Source organism: Allobosea sp. LjRoot237 (genome assembly GCF_964253285.1).
Classification (GTDB): domain Bacteria; phylum Pseudomonadota; class Alphaproteobacteria; order Rhizobiales; family Beijerinckiaceae; genus Allobosea.
This window is the reverse complement of sequence record NZ_CAXUQP020000001.1, coordinates 3,435,304-3,450,567: the sequence shown is the minus strand read 5'-3', so window position 1 is coordinate 3,450,567 and position 15,264 is coordinate 3,435,304. Positions and strand designations below refer to the sequence as shown.

The following is a 15,264-nucleotide window of genomic DNA, read 5'->3' as shown; positions in this document are numbered from 1 at the left end:
ATGACTGCCGCTGGCCGATGACCGGGGAGCTGGTGCGAGGACGATGCGGGTCGATGTGATCATTGTGGGAGGCGGGATCGCGGGGGCCTCTGCCGCCTATGTCCTGTCCCGCCACGGTTCGGTCGCGCTGGTCGAGCGTGAAGAGCATGCCGGCTATCACAGTTCCGGACGTTCGGCCGCGCAGTTCACGGTCGGCATCACCGCGCCGACGATGCGGCGGATGGCGCAGGCCAGCCGCGCCTTCCTTGAGACGCCGCCCTCCGGCTTCTGCGCCCACCCGATCATGACGCCGCGCGGCTGCCTCACGGTCGCGGCCGCCGGGCAGGAGGCGGCGCTGGACCGGCTGGAGGAGCGCATCCTCTCGGTCGGCGCCAGGGCAGAGCGGCTGGATGGCCCCGCGGCCCTCGGTCTTTTCCCGGCACTACGGGCTGAGAAGGTCCATGGCGGCATCTACGAGCCCGATGCCATGGACATCGATGTCGATGTGCTGCTGCAGGGCTATCTGCGTGGCGCCAAAGCGAACGGAGCGACGATCGTTCTGAAGGCCGGTGTCGATGCCATCCGCCGCGACGCGGCCGGCTGGACCGTGGCATGGCCGGGCGGTGAGGTCCAGGCGCCGCTGCTGGTCAACGCCGCTGGCGCCTGGGCCGACGAGATCGCCCGTTTGGCCGGCATCGCTCCGCTCGGCATCGTGCCCAAGCGCCGGACCGCCTTCACCTTCGCGCTCCAGCCGGACCATGACAGCCGGGCCTGGCCGCATGTCAGCAATGTCGATTATCGCTGGTACGTGAAGCCCGAACCCGGCTGCCTGATGGGCAGCCTCGCCGATGCGGCCCCGGTCGAGCCGGGCGACGTCTATGCCGATGACTTCGATATCGCGCAGGCGATCGACAATATCGAGCAGGATACCAGCTTCCGGATCGGCCGCCCGCTCAGCCAATGGGCAGGCCTGCGGAGCTTCGTCGCCGATGCGAACCCCGTCGCCGGCATGCGGCCGGAGGAGCCCGGCTTCTTCTGGCTGGCAGGGCAGGGCGGCTGCGGCATCCTGACCTCGCCGGCCATGGCGGAGGCGACGGCGGCGCTGATCACGGGACGCGAACTACCGGCCAATCTGACGGAACTCGGCGTCACGGCCGCGGATCTCTCGCCCGCCAGGGCTGGGTTGCAGGCGTCCGGCTGAGACGGTTCGGACGTTCGCATGACCGAGGCTGAACACAGCCCGGAAAACAATGAGGGGATAGGACGATGTCGGAACGCAGCGATCGGAAGAACCTCCATAGCCGGCGGGACGTGCTGGCCCTCAGCGCCGCCGCTCTGGCTGCCCGCCCGGCATGGGCGCAGCAGCGCCCACCGGCGCAGCCGAAGGGCCAAGTCGTCGCCGGCCTCTCGCAGGAGCCGACGGTCTTCAACCCGCTGATGCCCGGCAGCGAGGTCGACCAGGGCGTCTGGTGGCAGCTCTTCAGCCCGCTCTGGGCGATCGATCCGGACGGCAAGCTCGTCCCCGACCTCGCCGCGGAGGTGCCGAGTGTCGGCAATGGGGGCCTCTCAACCGACGGGTTGAGCTGGAAGGTCAAGCTGCGGCCGGGCATCAAATGGCATGACGGCACGCCGTTCACCGCCGAGGACGTCAAATATACGCTCGACCTGATCAACACGCCCAGCTTCCGCGTGCGTAACCGGGTCGGCCACAATCTGGTGCGTGACATCAAGGTCGTCGCGCCCGACGAGATTCACTGGCGCATGGAGAGCGCCTATTCGCCTTATCTCTCTATCCTGGCGCTGACCTTCATCGTGCCGAGGCACATCCTCGAGAAGGCGACGGACCCGAACACGGCGCCGTTCAACGCGGCGCCTGTCGGCACCGGCCCGTTCCGCTGGGGCGAGCGCGCCGCCGGCGACCATCTGCTGCTGCAGGCGAACACCGCCTATCACGGCGACGGCCCGCATCTGGAGCGTGTCGTCTTCAAGTACATCCCGGATTTGACGGTGCTCTACACCCAGTTCCGCACCGGGCAGGTCGATTATCTCGGCATCGGCGGTATCGCGGCGCATTTCGTCAAGGAGGCGCAAGGTCTGCGCGGGCGGCGCATCTCGCGCTCGCCGACGCCGTTCATCGAGCATATCGCCTTCAACCTCGGTTTTGGGCCCTTCGCCGAGAAGGCGGTGCGCAAGGCGCTCTATCTCGCCATGAACAAGACGGCGCGGATCGACGCGCTCTATTACGGCCTGCCGGTGCCGACGGAATCGTTCCTGCCGCGCGAATCCTGGGCCTATGACGACGGGCTGCCGGCGCATCGGCACGATCCGACCAGGGCCAACGCCATCCTCGACGCCGCCGGCTGGGCGCGCGGCGCCGACGGCATCCGCCAGAAGAACGGGGTGCGCCTCGAATTCTCCAACTCGACCACGGTCGGCAATCCCGGCCGCGAGCAATCGCAGCAATTGCTGATGCAGGACTGGCGCGCGATCGGCGTGGCACTGCGCATCAACAACATGCCGGGCGCGGTGATCTGGGGCGAGTTCTGGCAGAAGTCGAAATTCGAATCGGTGATGGTCGGCTCGAACTTCATGATCGGCAACGATCCTGACGTAACGCCGCGCTTCGCTTCGACGGCGATTCCCGCCAAAGCCGGGACCGGTCTCAACACCTATCAGTACCAGAACCCTGAGATGGACCGGCTGCTCGCCGATGGCGCCAGCCAGTTCAACCCGCAGGAGCGCCGGAAGATCTATGGCCGGGTCCAGCGCATCATTCGCGAGGAGCTGGTCCTGCTGCCGATCTACCAGACGGTGATGGCCGAGGGCATCAAGGAGGGGCTGCAAGGCTTCGCGCCCAACATCAACTGCTCGTCGAGCTGCTGGAACATGCGGCGCTGGTACTGGGCGGCGTGACGGTCTGACGATGGGCCCATACCTCGCCAGGCGGCTGCTGCAATCGCTGCTGCTCCTGCTGATCGTCTCGGCGATCGGTTTCGCCATCCTCCATCTCGCGCCCGGCGGGCCGATGTCGCAATTCGCCCAGTCGGCCCAGATGTCGCAGGAGGATATCGACCGGATCAGCCGGGAGCTCGGCCTCGATCGGCCGCTGCCGGTGCAATATGTCGACTGGGCCCGGCGCATGCTGGCCGGCGACTGGGGCCGCTCCTATCGCGACAACGCTCCGGTCTGGAGCGTCATCGCCTCGCATCTGCGCGCGACCTTCGAGCTGATGGCGATCTCGACCGCGATTGCCATCCTGCTCGGCTGCGCCATCGGCATCCTCGGCGCGATCCGCCGCTATTCCATCTTCGACATGGCCGCGACGGTCGGCGCGATGATCGCCCTCTCGATCCCGACCTTCTGGTTCGGGCTGATCGCGATCTATTTCTTCTCGGTCGAGCTCGGCTGGTTGCCGGCCGGCAACCGCCAGACGATCGGCGACGGCTCGCTGCCCGACGTGCTCCATCACATGATCGCGCCGGTCCTGGTGCTGGCCCCGGTCGAGACGGCGATCTGGGCGCGCTTCACCCGCTCGGCGATGCTCGACGTGATCGGCCAGGACTATATCCGTACTGCCCGCGCCAAGGGCGTGCCCGAGCGCATCGTGCTGGGGCGGCACGCCATGCGCAACGCTTTGCTGCCGCTGATCACGCTCGCCGGCCTGCAGTTCCCGACCCTGCTCGGCGGAGCGCTCGTCACCGAAACCGTCTTCACCTGGCCGGGCATGGGCCGGCTCTTCCTCGATTCGATCGAGTACCGCGACTATCCGGTGGTGATGGGCATCCTGATGCTGTCGGCCCTGATGGTGCTGATCGGCTCGCTGCTCGCCGACATGCTCTACGCCGTCGCCGATCCACGCATCAGGCTGGGCTGACGATGAGCGCCGATACGTTCCAGCTGCCGCTCGATATCGAGATCCCGGCCCGCAAGGGCGCCTGGGCCCGCTTCCGGCAGCACAGGCTCGCCATGGCCGGTGCCGCCGTCATCCTCGCTTTGGCGCTGATCTGCTTTTTCGGCCCATTGCTGCTGCCTTTCGACGAGACCCATATCGACGTGATGCAGCGTTTCGCGCCGCCTTTGGCCAGCGCGCATCTGCTCGGCACCGACGAGCTCGGGCGCGACATGCTGGCTCGCCTGATGATGGGCGGACGCATCTCGCTCGGTATCGGCTTCGCCGCCATGGCGATCGCCATCGCCATCGGCACCGGCGTCGGCATGGTCGCCGGCTATCATGGCGGCGTCATCGGCTCGCTGCTGATGCGCCTCGTCGATGCGATCCTGTGCTTCCCGACCATCTTCCTGCTGCTGGCGCTGGCGGCACTGGTCAAGCCGGGCCTGCTGTCAATGGTGCTGCTGATCGCGGCGACCTCCTGGATGAACGTGGCCCGGATCGTCGAGGCCCAGATCCGGGGGCTGCGCGACCAGGACTATGCAGTGGCTGCGCGCTCTTTTGGCGCCTCGCATCTGCGGGTGATGTTCCGCGAGCTCCTGCCGAATGCAATGGCGCCGATCCTGGTGGCGGCGACGCTCAACGTCGCCCGCGCCATCCTGCTCGAATCCTATGTCAGCTTCCTCGGCTACGGCATCCAGCCGCCGACCGCGAGCTGGGGCAACATGCTCAACAACGCCCAGATCTATCTGACGAGCGCACCCTGGCTTGCGATCCTGCCAGGAGTTGCCATTACACTGGCGGTGACGAGCTTCAACTTTGTAGGAGACGGGCTGAGGGATGCGCTCGACCCGCGCATGGAGATCAGGTGAGGCGCGCGGCCGCAAGGACAGCGCGGGCGAGCCTGTGCTCTCCGAGCCTGCGGCGATGACGCGCCGGCTGCCCTCGCTCAACGCCCTGCGCTGCTTCGAGATCGTCGCAGCCCAGTCAGCATCAAGAAGGCGGCGGTAGCGCTCAATGTCAGCGAGAGCGCCGTCAGCCGGCAGGTCAAGATCCTCGAGGACCAGCTCGGCACGCCGCTGTTCCTGCGCAATCACAGCGGGCTCGAGATCACCGATGCCGGCCAGCGCCTCGCGCTCAGCGTCAAGGAAGCGTTCGACCATATCGCCGATGCGATCACGCCCTTCCGCGCCGAGCAGGAGGCGGTGACGATCAAGTGCCTGCCGACCTTCGCGCTGCGCTGGCTGCTGCCGCGCCTGAAGGCCTTCCAGGAACGGCATCCGCTGGTGAAGGTGAATGTCCAGACCCGGCTGAACGACATGGTGCTGAACGATGCCGACGCCGATCTCGGCATCCGCTACGGCATGGGGAACTGGCCGCTCGACTGCGTCACTGAGCTCTATCCGGAATGGATCCTGCCGGTCTGTGCCCCGTCCTATGGCGATGGCCGGTTTTCCGGCGAGGATCTCGCCGAAGCGACATTGCTCCACCCGCTGCCCGACCGGCGCGACTGGCAGACCTGGTCCGAGAAGTCCGGGATGCATATCGAGACGCGCCACGGGCTCGATTTCGATGCGCTCGACATGGCGCTCAGCGCCGCCGAAGGCGAGCTCGGCGTCGCCATGACCGATGTCGTCCTCGCCCATGAGGCGATCCAGGCCGGACGCCTTGTCGTGCCGTTGCGCAAGGCGGTGCCGACCGGCATTTCCTATTATCTCGTCCGGCCGCCCGGCATGCGCCGGCGCCGCGAGGTCAGGCTGGTCGACGAGTGGATCTGCGACGAGATCTCGGCCGCGCGCGAGCTGGTGCGGGGCTACACCGGCTGAACCGCCGGCCCCTCTGATTATTAGAGGTCCCCTTCTAAAAAACGCGGTCGACGTCCGCCATGGCGGCGCGATACCGCATTGCAGGCAACGAAGTGATGTCGCGCGGGCGCTTGGGCGGCAGCTTGAATGCGTCCTGAAAAGTTCGCTGATTGAAGTCATTATAAAGTATTCGTTGCGAATATGATACAACGATGCGCAGTTTATTCCTGACGATATATTGCAACGCCTGCGTGTTTTTCTTTTCGTGGCGAAGCGAACAGGGTCCCCGCTGATTGGATACGCCTCTGGCGGCCGGTTTGAAGGGTCTCTCCATGTCTAAAGCTCGTTCCGCAATCGCGCAGCGTTGTTCTGTTCCAGCCCGGGCCGCGGTCAGTGGCAGGTTCCTGCTTTGCCTGCTGGCGAGCACCGGCCTCGCTGTCGCAGCTGGTTCGGTGGGAGCGCAGGAGCGTGGCGGCGGCCAGGTCCAGCTTGAGGAGATCGTTGTCGACGGCCCGGCGCGCGCCTCCGGCGTACCGGCTCCCTTCGCCGGCGGACAGGTTGCCCAGGGCAGCCGGCTCGGCCTGCTGGGCAATACCGAGACGCTGAAATCGCCGTTCAGCACGACGAGCTACACCGGTGATCTCGTCCGCAACCTCCAGGCCGCGACCGTCGCCGACGCGCTCATCCTCGATCCGTCGGTGCGCAGCTCGCACCCGTCGGGTGGCATCGTCGACTCCTTCAACATCCGCGGCTTCCCCATCGGCGAGGGCAATAGCGGCGAGATCGCCTTCGACGGCGTCTACGGTGTGGCGCCGAACTATCGCGTCTTCACCGACTATGCCGAGCGCATCGAGGTGCTGAAGGGACCGGCCGCGGCCCTGACCGGCATCGCTCCCAATGGCGGCGTCGGCGGCGTGATCAACGTCGTGCCCAAGCGCGCCGAGGCCGATCTCGCCCGCGTCGGCGCCGAGTTCTCCTCCAAGGCGCATGGCGGCGCCACCTTCGACGTCGCCCGGCGTTTCGGCGCCGGCCGCGAATTCGGCGTGCGCGTCAATGGCTCCCTGCGTGGTGGCGACACGGCCGTGGACAGGCAGTTCGAGAAGACGGGCATCGGCTCGCTGGCGCTCGATTATCAGGGCGGGCGCTTCCGCAGCTGGCTCTACGCCTTGGCGCAGCGGGACGAGTTCGATGCGCCCAACCGTCCCTTCCTGATGACACGCGGCCTGCGTGTCCCGTCCGCTCCAAGCGGGCGCGAGAATGTCATCCAATCCTGGGAATGGTCGCGCATCGAGGACCGCTCGGTGCTCTGGAAGAACGAGTTCGACCTCACGGACCAGATCACGGTCTTCGGCAATATCGGCGGTTCGCAGACCCGCGTCGAACGCTTCTTCGGCCTGCCGACCATCCTCAATGCCCGCGGCGACACCAGCCACACTCCGCAATATTTCGACCTCGGCGTCGGCCGCCAGACCTATGAGGCGGGAATCCGCGCTCGTTTCGAGACCAGCTTCATCAAGCATTCGCTGACGCTGCAGGCCTCCTACTACCGGGAGACGATCGAACGGGCGCTGACCAACGGCACGCCTGTTCTCTCGAACATCTACGCGCCGGCCTGGAGCGCGCCGCAGGTTGCGACCCGCGGGGCCCGCACGCGGCTGTCCGACAGCGATCTCAGCAGCATCGCGCTGGCCGATACGATGTCGGCCTTCGACGACCGCGTCATGCTGACACTCGGCGTGCGCCGGCAATCGGTCGCCACGAACAATTACGCGCCGGGTAGCGGCATCCTGACTTCGGCCTATGACGAAAGCGCCACCACGCCCGTCGTCGGCCTCGTGCTGCGGCCGCTGGACTACCTCTCGGTCTATGCGAACTATGTCGAGGGCTTGAGCCGGGGCGATGTCGCCCCGACAACGGCGAGCAATGCCGGCGAGACCTTCGCGCCCTACCGGACGAAGCAGTACGAGGCCGGCGTCAAGCTGCAGCTCGGCGGGTTCGGTGCGTCGCTGGCGGGCTTCCAGCTGACCAAGCCGAGCGGCGAGCTGAATGCCGGCGTGTTTTCCGTCACCGGCGAGCAGCGCGTGCGCGGTCTCGAACTCAGCGTCTACGGTGAGGTCACGCCGCAATTGCGGCTGCTCGGCGGGGCCTCGCTGCTCGACGGAACGCTGACCAAGACCGCGGTCGCCGCCAATACCGGCAACCGGCCGATCGGTGTCGCGCCGCTCCAGCTCAATCTCGGCGCAGAATGGGATGTGCCCTGGCTCAAGGGGCTCACGCTTAACGGCGCGCTCGTCTATACGGCCAAGCAGTATATCGATGCGGCCAATACGCAGTCGCTGCCGGACTGGACGCGGATCGACTTCGGCGCGCGCTACGCGACCGAGATCGCCGGGCGCAAGACGGTGTTCCGCGCCACGGTCCAGAACGTCGCCGACAGCAAGTACTGGTCGAGCGTCGCTTCCTTCGGCACCTTCTATGTCGGCGCGCCGCGCACCTTCCGGCTGTCGATGTCGATGGATCTCTGAGCATGGGATTGCAGCCGGCCCGCCGCATCAGGGCCCCAGCCTGGCTGGCGGTTGCGCTGCTGGGCTGGCTCGCGCTCATGCCGGAGCGTGCTGCGGCAGAGACGATCACGGTGACCGATGTGGCCGGACGGCAGGTTGCCGTCTCCGCCCCGGTCCGCCGCGTCATTCTCGGCGAAGGCCGGCAGATCCACGTCACCGCGGCGCTCGACCGCGAGGACCCGTTCGGGCGCATCGTCGGCTGGGGCGAGGATTTCGAGAAATCCGATCCCGATACGCATGCTGCCTATCTCGCGCGCTTCCCGCAGGCCGCGTCACTGCCGCGCTTCGGCTCGCCGGGCCGCGGTGCCTTCGACATCGAGAAGGCGATCTCGCTGCAGCCCGACCTCGTCGTGCTGGGCGCCGAGACGCAGCGCCCGGCCGAGGAGATACGCCTGGTCGAGCGGCTGGCGGCGGTGGGCATCCCGGTCGTCTATGTCGACTTTCGGCATGCTCCGTCGCGGAATACGGAACCGTCCCTGCGCCTGCTCGGGCAGGCCTTCGGGCGAACGGAGGTCGCCGAGGCGCTGATCGCCTTTCGTACCAGCGAGACCGCGCGCGTGACGACGAGGCTCGTCGCAGCCGGCCAGCTGGCCAGGCCGCTCGTCATGCTCGACCGGATTCCCGGCTACTCCGACGAATGCTGCCTGAGCTTCGGAAACGAGAACTTCGGCGCCATGGTCGCCGCCGCGGGCGGCATCAATCTCGGCAGCGAGCTGCTTTCTGGCACCTTCGGAACGATCAATCCCGAGACGATCATCGTTCGCGATCCCGATGTGGTGATCGTGACCGGGGGCAATTGGGAAGCGTTGGCACCGAACGGCGCCTGGGTCGGCCTCGGCCCCGGCGCCGATCTCGGCAAGGCGCAGGCGAAGCTCGCCGCGCTGGCGATGCGGCCCGCCTTCCGGTCGACGAAGGCGGTCAGGAGCGGCCGCGTCCATGCGATCTGGCACCAGTTCTATACGAGCCCCTACCAGTTCGTGGCGCTCCAGCGCATCGCGCGCTGGCTGCACCCCGATCTGTTCGCAGATCTCGATCCCGAGGAGACGCTGCGCCGGCTGCACGAACGCTTCCTGCCGATCGCCTATCGGCCAGGCTACTGGATCGATCTTCGGCGCTAGGGCAAGGGCGTTTTGCGCCAGAACCGGAAGTTGGCACACGGTCGCCGCATGGGCCAGAATGAGCTTGATCATTCCGACATCGATGCCGACCGTGATGGGGCCTGCACTCTGCGCCGCCCGGTCCCGGCTGAAGCGAATGAGGCGCTCGCGGTCGAGAGACCCCATATTGCATTTGCCAAGTTGCCGCTCCAGCATCTCGAGGATTGCGGCCTTGGAGCGCAAAGGAGCCTTGCCGACGTCGCACATGTCGTCGATATGAAGGTCGATGAGGTCCCCGAATGTTTTCAGGCGCGCGATGCGCGACTCGTTCGGAGCCTCGCCACGATCAACCTGGCGCTCGGCCTCTGTGGCCCAGATTCGCGCATCATCCCGGCGCAGAAAGGTCTCGCTCACGTAGCGTCCCTTGCGTCGGACCTGGGCGCGCCAGGACCCGGAGGAGAGCTTCGTGAAGGTGGCCATTTTTCGTGTGCGCTCCGTGTGCACCCAGCCGTCGAAACGTGGCGAAAAACGTCGCATCATGGCGTGCTTTCGTGTGCACTCGGCGCGACTTAACGATTTGATGTCACAGAAAAAACCATGAGATATCAAGAGCATAGATTCACCGTGGCGCCTATGATGGACTGGACCGATCGGCATTGCCGGATCGTCCATCGCCTGATGTCGCGCCGCGCCCGGCTCTATACCGAGATGGTGACGGCGCAGGCTGTGATCCGCGGTGACCGGGAGCGGCTGATCGGTTTCGACGATATCGAGCATCCGATCGCGCTCCAGCTCGGCGGCAACGATCCGGCGCTGTTGGCAGAGGCGGCGAAGATCGGCGCCGATTTCGGCTATGACGAGATCAACCTGAATTGCGGCTGCCCGTCCGATCGCGTCCAGGGCGGGGCCTTCGGGGCCTGCCTGATGCGCGAGCCGGCGCTCGTCGGCGATTGCGTTGCGGCGATGAAGGCGGCGGTTTCCACCCCCGTCACGGTGAAGTGCCGGATCGGTGTCGACGATCAGGATCCGGAAGCGGCGCTCGATGCGTTGACCGCGACCGTACGCGCGGCCGGCGTCGACGCGCTCGTCGTCCATGCCCGCAAGGCCTGGCTGCAGGGGCTCTCGCCCAAGGAGAACCGCGAGATCCCGCCGCTCGACTATGAGCGCGCTTATCGCCTCAAGAGCGCCAATCCCGATCTGATCATCTCGCTGAACGGCGGTATCCGGCAGCCGGAGGAATGGCTGCCGCACCTTGAGCATCTCGACGGCGTCATGCTGGGGCGCGAGGCTTACCAGAACCCGGAGGTGCTGCTTTCGGTCGATCCGCTGCTCTTCGGCGAGGACGCGCCGGTCGCCGACGCCTTCGAGATGCTGGAAGCGCTCGAACCGTTCATTGCGGCCCATCTTGAACGGGGAGGGCGTCTGCACGCCTTCACTCGCCATCTCGTCGGCCTCTTCCCCGGCCGGCGCGGCTCGCGGCTGTTCCGCCGCCACCTCTCCGAGCATTGCGTCGCAGTCGGTGCCGGCCTCGCCGATCTGCGCGCTGCGATCGCTCATGTCGAGCGCGAGGCGCCGGCGATCGCGGCGGAGTGAGACGATGCAGGCTGGCGCTATGATCGATCCCGCCCTCGTCGCCCGCATCGAGGCGAGCTTCGGCAAGCAGGCCTTCATGACGACGCTCGGCGCCCGGCTCGTCCGTGTCGCGCCAGGCGAGATCGAGATCACCATGCCGGTCTCGGCGCATCTCTGCCAGCAGCACGGCTTCGTCCATGCCGGCGCGGTCTCGACCATCGCCGACAGCGCCGCCGGCTATGCCGCGCTGACCACCATGCCGGCCGGCAACGGCGTCCTCACCGCCGAGTTCAAGATCAACCTGCTGGCGCCGGCGACGGGCGACGAGCTCGTCGCCAAGGGCAGGGTGGTCAAGGCTGGCCGCACCCTGACGCTCGCCATGGCCGAGGTTTTCGCCGTGACGGCGGGCAAGGCGAAGCTCTGCGCCATGCTGACGGCGACCTGCATGACCATCGCCGCGCGCGAGGGCGTCAGCGACTAGCTTGCGCCACGCGAAACGGCTGCTTGGGCGGAGTACCCCACCAGGGCAATCTCCTGCCCCTATGCTCGTCTTCTGATCGTTTCGGATCTGAGGTCAGCTCGACCCGACGAGGGCGAGGTCGACGCTCTCTCAGACGTCTCGAGACAGACGGCTCCGTTGGCGTCGGCTGAACGAATTTTTCAAGTGACCTGGTTCGCGGGGGCGCGCCAAGCCGCTGGCCAAGAGGCGTCAGCCACATGCGCGACGTGATCGAAAGCGCATCGGGAGATGGGAAGGGCGCCATCGTCAGGAACGACGCCGGCTTGCCCATCGATACTGCTCACTGGACGGGGCCGTGGGTGGCAGAAAAACCGTCCGCCCAGCACGACCGCGCTGAAGCATCCGGCACCCGGCCGACACTTCCGGCAAAACGCGATGGACTGCGGGGGCCCTCTCGGGCGGGCCGGCGGCCGCGGCGGCTCATCCCCTTGGCGTGCGGCTTCGCGGCAGCGCTCCTGCTTCTCCTGATCCCCCGAAACGCAGCTCGACCGGGGCCCGGACAGGTCGGTGAGCTTTCGCTGTCGCCTGGCGAAGCCTCCACTGTCACCGCCGCGATGCTGCCGCGGAGCAATCCGGAACCGCAGGCTCAGCGATTGTCGGGACAGGAGCAGGCCGGAGCCGTGGCGCAAGAGCTGGCCGAGGCACGGAGCGCCATCGCGATCCTGAATGCGCAATTGCGGGCCGATGTCGCCAAGAGCGAACACGCGTTGCGACAGGAGCAGGACAAGACCACCGCCCAGACGCAGGAGGCCGCAGCCGCGCGGCAGGAACTTGCTGCGAGCACGGCGCTGCATCGTCGAGCGCTCGATGAGGAGCGCGCACAGCGTGCCGCTCTGGCGGTCGAGCTGATGGCGGCGAAGCGCGATTTCGAGGCTCAGGCGGGGCTGCTGCGCAAGGCCAGCGACGAAATAGCTCAGCTCAAGCAGGCGGAGACCACGCGGACTGGACAGCCATCAGAAGAGGAGCGGCAGAAAACCGCTGTCCTCATGCAGGAGGCCGCAGCCGCGCGACAGGAGCTGGCTGCGATCGCCGCGCAGCATCGCCAGGCGCTCGATCAGGAACGCGCGCAGCGCGCGGCGCTGGCGGCCGAGCTCTCGACCGCACAGCGCGAGGCTGCGGCTCAAGGCGCGCAATTGCGCAAGGTCAGTGACGAGGCTGGTCAGCTCAGGCAGGCCGAGGTCGTCAGGACGGCGCAATCACTGGAACAGGAACGGCAGAAGACGGCTGCCCTCGCACAGGCTGCGGCGGCGCGACAGGCGCTGAGCTTGAACGTGGCGCAATATCGCCAGGCTCTCGACGACGAGCGCGTGCAGCGTACCGCGCTCGCAGCCGAGCTGGCGGCGGCGCGGCGTGACGTCGAGGCGCAGGCTGCGCAACTGCGCAAGGCCGGCGACGAGGCCGGCCAGCTCAGGCAGGCAGAGACCGCAAAGGCCGAGCAGGCCCTGGAGCGGGAGCGGCAGAAGACAGCCGCTCTCGCGCAGCAGGTCACGGCCGCGCGACAGGCCTTGACCGCGAGCATGGCGGAGAACCGTCGAGCCCTCGACGACGAGCGTGCGCAGCGTGCCGCGCTGGCCGCCGAGCTGTCGGTGGCCCAGCGCGAGATTACGGCCCAGTCGGCGCAGTTGCACAAGGCGAACGGCGAAACAGATCGGTTCAGGCAGGCGACCGAGACCATGATCGCGGAAGCGCGTCAGGCTCTGCAGCAGGAGCGTGACCGGTCAGCCGCCATCGCCGAGGAACTCGCTTCGGTGCGGGCCGCGAGTACAAGGCCCGCTCCGGCCGAACAGAAGCCGGCCCAAGCGCCGACGATCGTCACCACGCCACATTTGGTGGGCGCGAAGGCCCAGAGCAGCCCGGAAGCAGCGCGGCTGATCGCCCGGGCCAGCGCGCTGCTCGGTCAAGGCGACATCGGTTCCGCCCGGATCGTGCTCGAACGCGCAGCGGAAACGGGCAGCGCCCGGGCGAGCTTCATGCTCGCGGAGACCTACGATCCCCGCATCCTGTCCGCCTGGGGGACCTATGGCACACGCGGCGAAGTGACGAGGGCGCGCGAGCTTTATGCGAGGGCGCAGTCCGGGGGCATCCCGGAGGCGAAGGATCGCGTCGAGGCACTGGCGCAGGCGCCGGATGGATGAGGTTACGGCCGAAAGGAAATCAGAAGATGACCATGGCTAGGGGACGACACCTGCTCCTGCTGATCGCGCTGGCCGGGCTTGCTCCAGCGCTCGAGCCGGCCGACCTGTACGCACAGACACCCCAGATGAGCGCCGCGAGCGCGGCCCCACCGCGGCGCGCCCGCCCGGCCGCGACGGAACAGGACAAGATCAACGCCTGGACGGTCGGCCTTGCCGCGGGGCTGCTCGAGGGAGCGCCGTTGCGCCTTGGGGCGGAGATGGCCCGCGTCGTCGACGATGGGCCGAACCTGCATGTCCTGCCGATCGTCACCCGCGGCGCCACCGAGAACCTGAATTCGCTGCTCTATCTGCGCGGCATCGACACGGCGATCATCAACTCCGATGCGCTGGACGAGTACAAGAACCAGATGCCGCAGATCCGGCGCAAGATCACCTATGTGCTCAATCTCTTCCCCTCGGAACTGCATGTTTTCGTCCGGCCCGAGATCCAGAGCCTGCAGGACCTCGCCGGCAAGAAGGTGAACTTCAACACACTCGGCACGGCGGCGGCTTATTCGGGTCCGCTGATCTTCAGCCGTCTCGGCGTCAACGCCGAAAACACCTTCATTCCCCATCAGGTCGCGCTTGAGCAGATGCGCAAGGGCGAGATGGCGGCCGTCGTCTTCATCACCTCGAAACCGGTCGACGCATTCGTGCGCGGACGCTTCGAGCCCGGCTTCAAGTTCCTTTCGGTGCCCTACGACAGCAAGTTCGAGGACTACTACCTGCCGGCGGTGCTGGAGGCCGGCGAGTATCCCGGCCTGATCAAGGCGGGTGAGCGGGTGTCGACGATCGCGGTGCCGACTGCCTTGGTCGCGTTCAACTGGGCGCCCCAGACCAACCGCTATGAGCGTGTCGCCCGCTTCGTCGACACCCTGTTCAGCCGCGTCGAGAAGCTGCAGGCCCCTGGCTTCGACGCGAAATGGAAGTCGATCAATCTCGCTGCGACCGTCCCCGGCCTCGACCGGTTCCCGGCGGCGCAGGAATGGCTGGATCGCAAGGGGCAGACGCAACGTGCGAGCCGATGAAACTGATCATGCTCTCCGTCGCCTTCGAGATTGCGAGCAGGATCGCCTTCGCGCAGGGCGCGTCCGATCCGATGGCGCAGCTTCGCGCCTGCTCGCTGCTCGATCCGGCGGATCGCCAGGCCTGTTTGAACAAGCTGCCGCAGCCAGTGAAGGTACCTGATCGACCGGTGGGCAGCGGCGAAGCCTGGGTGATCAGCGAGACCACCTCGCCGGTCGATTACACGCCGATCGTCACCGCCACCGCGTTTTCCCACGGCAGTGCCGACAGTTCCCTGAAGCAGCTCTCGATTCACTGCCGTGGTGGCCGGACCGAGATGGTGGTCGGTGGACCAGCCCTCTCCGATGGCGGCGCCGACTACGCCTTGTCGTACCGCCTCGATGACAGCCCGCCCGTGCAGGCCGCAGCGGGCCGACCTTCGTTCGGAAACGGGGTCGCATTCAGGGGCGATGTCGTGGGCCTGCTGCTCTCGCTCCCTGCAGAGGGCGGCATCGGCATCCGTCTCTCGACCCGCGCCGGCGCCGTCCATGACGGGCATTTTTCCCTCGCTGGCGTGAAGGCAGCGCGGGACAGGGTTGCCGCAGCCTGCAAATGGCCACGCGCCTTGGCCAAGCCACGTAGCGAATAGACCTCGAACT

13 protein-coding genes and 1 pseudogene are annotated in these 15,264 nt (G+C 67.0%); 13 read left to right on the top strand and 1 reads right to left on the bottom strand.

From position 1 onward, the window contains the following. Positions 1 to 43 precede the first annotated feature (43 nt). The 6 genes and pseudogenes from ACSQ24_RS16815 to ACSQ24_RS16790 all read left to right on the top strand — a co-directional run bounded on the left by ACSQ24_RS16815 (position 44) and on the right by ACSQ24_RS16790 (position 5,694). Positions 44 to 1,180: an NAD(P)/FAD-dependent oxidoreductase gene (locus ACSQ24_RS16815; protein ID WP_436095781.1), complete on the top strand. Its 1,137-nt coding sequence runs from the start codon at positions 44 to 46 to the stop codon at positions 1,178 to 1,180. A gap of 65 nt (positions 1,181 to 1,245) precedes the next feature. Beyond that, positions 1,246 to 2,892, top strand: a complete 1,647-nt coding sequence (locus tag ACSQ24_RS16810; RefSeq protein WP_436095780.1) for a peptide ABC transporter substrate-binding protein — start codon at positions 1,246 to 1,248, stop codon at positions 2,890 to 2,892. A gap of 10 nt (positions 2,893 to 2,902) precedes the next feature. Then, the gene (locus ACSQ24_RS16805; RefSeq protein ID WP_436095779.1) at positions 2,903 to 3,853 is read left to right on the top strand and encodes an ABC transporter permease; all 951 of its coding nucleotides are present in this window, start codon (positions 2,903 to 2,905) and stop codon (positions 3,851 to 3,853) included. A 2-nt stretch (positions 3,854 to 3,855) separates the two neighbouring features. Continuing rightward, a complete protein-coding gene (locus ACSQ24_RS16800) occupies positions 3,856 to 4,740 on the top strand; it encodes an ABC transporter permease (protein WP_436095778.1) in 885 nt (294 codons plus the stop codon). Positions 4,741 to 4,830: 90 nt separating this feature from the next. Beyond that, positions 4,831 to 4,983: pseudogene (locus ACSQ24_RS16795) on the top strand (helix-turn-helix domain-containing protein); the annotation flags it as partial. Between the two features lie 90 nt (positions 4,984 to 5,073). Next, on the top strand, positions 5,074 to 5,694 hold the full coding sequence (locus ACSQ24_RS16790; RefSeq protein ID WP_436095777.1) for a LysR substrate-binding domain-containing protein: 621 nt from the start codon (positions 5,074 to 5,076) through the stop codon (positions 5,692 to 5,694). A gap of 34 nt (positions 5,695 to 5,728) precedes the next feature. Here the strand turns inward: ACSQ24_RS16790 and ACSQ24_RS16785 are convergent, their stop codons facing one another. Further along, positions 5,729 to 6,007 carry a hypothetical protein gene (locus tag ACSQ24_RS16785; RefSeq protein ID WP_436095776.1) on the bottom strand — a complete coding sequence of 93 codons (279 nt, stop codon included), beginning with the start codon at positions 6,005 to 6,007 and terminating at the stop codon, positions 5,729 to 5,731. On the opposite strand from ACSQ24_RS16785, the gene ACSQ24_RS16780 reads away from it, so the two are divergent. The 7 genes from ACSQ24_RS16780 (at position 6,006) to ACSQ24_RS16750 (ending at position 15,254) form a co-directional block, all read left to right on the top strand. Further along, positions 6,006 to 8,198: a TonB-dependent receptor gene (locus tag ACSQ24_RS16780; protein ID WP_436095775.1), complete on the top strand. Its 2,193-nt coding sequence runs from the start codon at positions 6,006 to 6,008 to the stop codon at positions 8,196 to 8,198. The genes ACSQ24_RS16785 and ACSQ24_RS16780 overlap by 2 nt on opposite strands. Positions 8,199 to 8,200: 2 nt before the next feature. Continuing rightward, the gene (locus ACSQ24_RS16775; protein WP_436095774.1) at positions 8,201 to 9,355 is read left to right on the top strand and encodes an ABC transporter substrate-binding protein; all 1,155 of its coding nucleotides are present in this window, start codon (positions 8,201 to 8,203) and stop codon (positions 9,353 to 9,355) included. A 576-nt stretch (positions 9,356 to 9,931) separates the two neighbouring features. Continuing rightward, a complete protein-coding gene (dusA, locus tag ACSQ24_RS16770) occupies positions 9,932 to 10,927 on the top strand; it encodes a tRNA dihydrouridine(20/20a) synthase DusA (protein ID WP_436095773.1) in 996 nt (331 codons plus the stop codon). Between the two features lie 4 nt (positions 10,928 to 10,931). After that, positions 10,932 to 11,387: a PaaI family thioesterase gene (locus ACSQ24_RS16765; protein WP_436095772.1), complete on the top strand. Its 456-nt coding sequence runs from the start codon at positions 10,932 to 10,934 to the stop codon at positions 11,385 to 11,387. A 236-nt stretch (positions 11,388 to 11,623) separates the two neighbouring features. Continuing rightward, positions 11,624 to 13,561 (top strand): hypothetical protein, encoded by a 1,938-nt coding sequence (locus ACSQ24_RS16760; RefSeq protein ID WP_436095771.1) that lies wholly within the window; start codon positions 11,624 to 11,626, stop codon positions 13,559 to 13,561. A gap of 32 nt (positions 13,562 to 13,593) precedes the next feature. Further along, complete coding sequence (locus tag ACSQ24_RS16755) at positions 13,594 to 14,628, top strand: TAXI family TRAP transporter solute-binding subunit (protein ID WP_436097909.1); 1,035 nt, start codon at positions 13,594 to 13,596, stop codon at positions 14,626 to 14,628. A gap of 8 nt (positions 14,629 to 14,636) precedes the next feature. Next, positions 14,637 to 15,254, top strand: coding sequence for a hypothetical protein (locus ACSQ24_RS16750; protein ID WP_436095770.1), 618 nt, complete (start codon positions 14,637 to 14,639; stop codon positions 15,252 to 15,254). Positions 15,255 to 15,264 lie beyond the last annotated feature (10 nt).